Origin of the sequence: Dyella sp. (assembly GCF_035486915.1) — a bacterium.
In the GTDB taxonomy this organism is placed as follows: domain Bacteria; phylum Pseudomonadota; class Gammaproteobacteria; order Xanthomonadales; family Rhodanobacteraceae; genus Dyella_B.
This window is the reverse complement of record NZ_DATHMR010000212.1, coordinates 1-3,098: the sequence shown is the minus strand read 5'-3', so window position 1 is coordinate 3,098 and position 3,098 is coordinate 1. Positions and strand designations below refer to the sequence as shown.

The 3,098-nt window shown below is 60.7% G+C and carries 3 protein-coding genes; 1 reads left to right on the top strand and 2 read right to left on the bottom strand.

Annotated features, from left to right (window positions below):
- Nucleotides 1–24 precede the first annotated feature (24 nt).
- On the bottom strand, nucleotides 25–411 hold the full coding sequence (locus tag VK725_RS17805) for a PilZ domain-containing protein (protein ID WP_325319401.1): 387 nt from the start codon (nucleotides 409–411) through the stop codon (nucleotides 25–27).
- A 251-nt stretch (nucleotides 412–662) separates the two neighbouring features.
- Here VK725_RS17805 and VK725_RS17800 point away from each other — a divergent pair, with 251 nt between their 5' ends.
- Nucleotides 663–1,778 (top strand): Gfo/Idh/MocA family oxidoreductase, encoded by a 1,116-nt coding sequence (locus VK725_RS17800; RefSeq protein WP_325319400.1) that lies wholly within the window; start codon nucleotides 663–665, stop codon nucleotides 1,776–1,778.
- Between the two features lie 2 nt (nucleotides 1,779–1,780).
- On the opposite strand, the gene VK725_RS17795 is transcribed toward VK725_RS17800, so the two are convergent.
- Nucleotides 1,781–3,098 (bottom strand): NAD(P)H-hydrate dehydratase (locus VK725_RS17795; RefSeq protein WP_325319399.1); only part of this gene is annotated, 1,318 nt, incomplete at its 5' end.

The window sequence follows — 3,098 nt, the reverse complement described above, 5'->3', positions numbered from 1 at the left end:
GATGCGATCCGAGGCGCCGCCAGATCAGTACGTTGAGAATCCGCTCGACTTCAAGCCGAGCAGGTTCCGGTCAACCACGTGATCCAGCGACGTGCGCAAGCGGCGATGGTCGTCATCCTCGAGCGCGACGAAGCGGAACGCCTGCAACACGCCGTTCGACTGCTTCTGCGTCGGGCTGAGGATTTCCGCCATGCCGTGCACCGGCCCAGCCTGCGTCTGAAAAGCAACTTCGACGAAGTCACCCTGCGCCAGACAGTGCGCCAGTTGCAGCAGCCCGCCAGTCACGGAAATGGTTTGGAGTTTAGCTTTAGTGCGCCGGCCGTCTTCTAAACGGATCGCAGCCAGGACCGAATCGCCTAGCTGGACCCGGGCCGCGCGCCGCGATGGGTGCGGTTGGGGGAAGTGGGTCATAAGCTAGGTGTACTATCGCACCATCCGGTATTGAGTAACAGATTACCGAAGCCCCTCGTCCAGATTCCCGCGCGCAGTGCGGCAAGTGGAAGCATCAGACCCCTGCCCTTTGAGGCATTTAGCGGCTGTTAACTATTTGATTAATGGCCCAGAGAACGATCTCCTGATGAGATGGTGCGGATTTTCGCTCCGCGCAGATGGCCCGATTTACTATGTCTGATTGCCACATCCTTGATTCGGAGAACTCGTACATGAAGCGCATGCTGCCTCTCGCCCTGCTCTCGACACTGCTCGCGGTGACGTCGTCTACCGCTCAGACCTCGCCCACAAAGCCTCCGCTGCGCGTCGCCATCGTCGGACTGGTTCACGGGCACGTGCACGGATTCCTTCCCCAGTCGCTGCACAGCCCCGAGATTGAAATCGTCGGCATCGCTGAACCCGACCGTCAACTGCTTGCACAGGCCGCGACTCGCTACGGCTTCGGCCCAGGTCGTCTGTTCACCGATCTGGAAGAGATGCTGCAGAAAGCTCATCCCGAAGCCGTTCTGGTCTATACCAACACTTATGATCATCGCCGCGTGGTCGAGATCTGCGCCCGCCACGGCGTCCACGTCATGATGGAAAAGCCGCTCGCCGTCAGCCTGGAAGACGCGCTCGCCATCGAGAAAGCCGCCAACGCCGGAAAGATTCAAGTGCTGGTCAATTACGAAACGTCCTGGTATCGCAGCAACCACGCTGCGTATGATCTCGTCCACGAACGCGCTCTAGGCGAAGTCCGCAAAGTCGTCATTCACGATGGCCACAACGGCCCCAAAGAAATCGGCGTCCAGCCCGAATTCCTCGACTGGCTCACCGACCCCAAACTCAATGGCGGAGGCGCTCTGTTCGACTTCGGCTGCTACGGCGCCGACCTGATGACCTGGCTGATGGACGGTCAACGCCCGCAAACTGTAACCGCCGTCACCCAGCAACTCAAGCCGGAAATTTATTCGCGCGTCGATGACGAGGCCACGATCATTCTCACCTATCCGCGCGCGCAAGCCATCGTGCAGGCATCGTGGAATTGGCCCTTCGGCCGCAAAGACATGGAAGTCTACGGCCAGACTGGATACGTCATCACGGTACAAAGCAACGACATTCGCGTGCGCCGCGCCGGCGATAACAGCCACGAAGAACAGTCAGATGCGAAGCCTATCCCCGCACCCTACGACAATGAACTGTCGTATCTGCGCGCCGTAATCCTCGACGGGGCAAAACCCGACGCGCTGTCATCCCTGGAAACGAATGTGACGGTCACGGAGATTCTCGACGCGGCCCGCCGTTCCGCCGCCGAAGGAAAAACCATCCGACTGCCTTCGTCGAGATAGCGCTATCCGTCCCACGACACAAACTTGGCTAGTGCCCCTTTCCGCGCGCGCCCAAAAGCATCGGGCAACCCGCGCAACAGATCAGTCGCCACCATCGAATGTTCTCCCACGCGCTCGCGCATCATGTCGCCGGCGAGTCCGTGCAAATGGACCGCGGCACAAACCGCCAGCAGCAAGTCGTTCGGATGCTGCGCGATCATCCCCGCAACCATCCCGGTCAAAATGTCGCCGGTGCCGCCGGTCGACATCCCCGGATTTCCCGTCGTGTTCACCCACGTCTCACCGCCCGGCTCAACCACCAGCGTCCGGTGCCCTTTGAGCACCACGATGAGTTCACGTTCGCGCGCAAACTTCCGCGCCACACCGAGGCGATCTTTCTGCACCTCGGCGATGGTGCATCCGCACAACCGCGCCATTTCCCCTGGATGCGGAGTGATCACCAGCATCCGGCCCCTACCGCTAAGTTCATTCGTCAGCCCCTCAAATGCGTTCAGCCCGTCGGCGTCGAGAACGATAGGAATATCGCACTTGGCGACGAGCGTCCGCACCAGCTCTGACGTTTCCGGAACGCGCGAAATTCCCGGCCCGATCCCAAGCACACTTTTTCCTTTCGCGAGTGCGTTTAGCGGCTCACCGGCACCTGCCGCAATCGTGCCGTCACCCGTTTCCGCCAGGGACTCCGTCATCAACTCCGGATAAAACCCGGCAACGGTCGACAGCGCAGACTTCGCCGTCGCCACCGTTGCCAATCCCGCGCCGGCCCGCAACGCGGACATGCCGGCCATCGCCACCGATCCGGCCTTGCCAACCGAACCTCCGACCAGCAGCACGTGCCCGTAGTTCCCCTTGTTCGATTCCGTCGGACGCAGCTCCAGCATCTTTGAAAAATCGCGCGCCGCAATCACGTTGAGTTGCAACGATGACACGATCACCTCGTCCGGCGAGCCGATGTCGGCAACATAGGTTGGCCCCGCCGTAAGCGCGCCGAAAACATGCGCCGGCCGGGGTGCGGTAAACGTCACGATTGCATTCGCTCGCGCGATTGTTCCCTGTTGTGGGCTATGCTGCGGGCCCATCGCATCCGCATCCGCACCGGAAGGAATGTCAACGGCAATCACCGGCGCGTCGGTCGCGTTCATCATCGCAATGGCCGCGGCATACAACCCGCTCACCGGAGGCTTGAATCCGGTTCCAAGAATCGCATCAACATACACCTCCGCCTTGAACGCCGTCTGCACTGCCTGGCTATGCAACGCTTCCTCCGATTTCGCAACTTTCGCCGCAAACGGCAACTTCCCATGCATGGCTGCGGCATCTCCA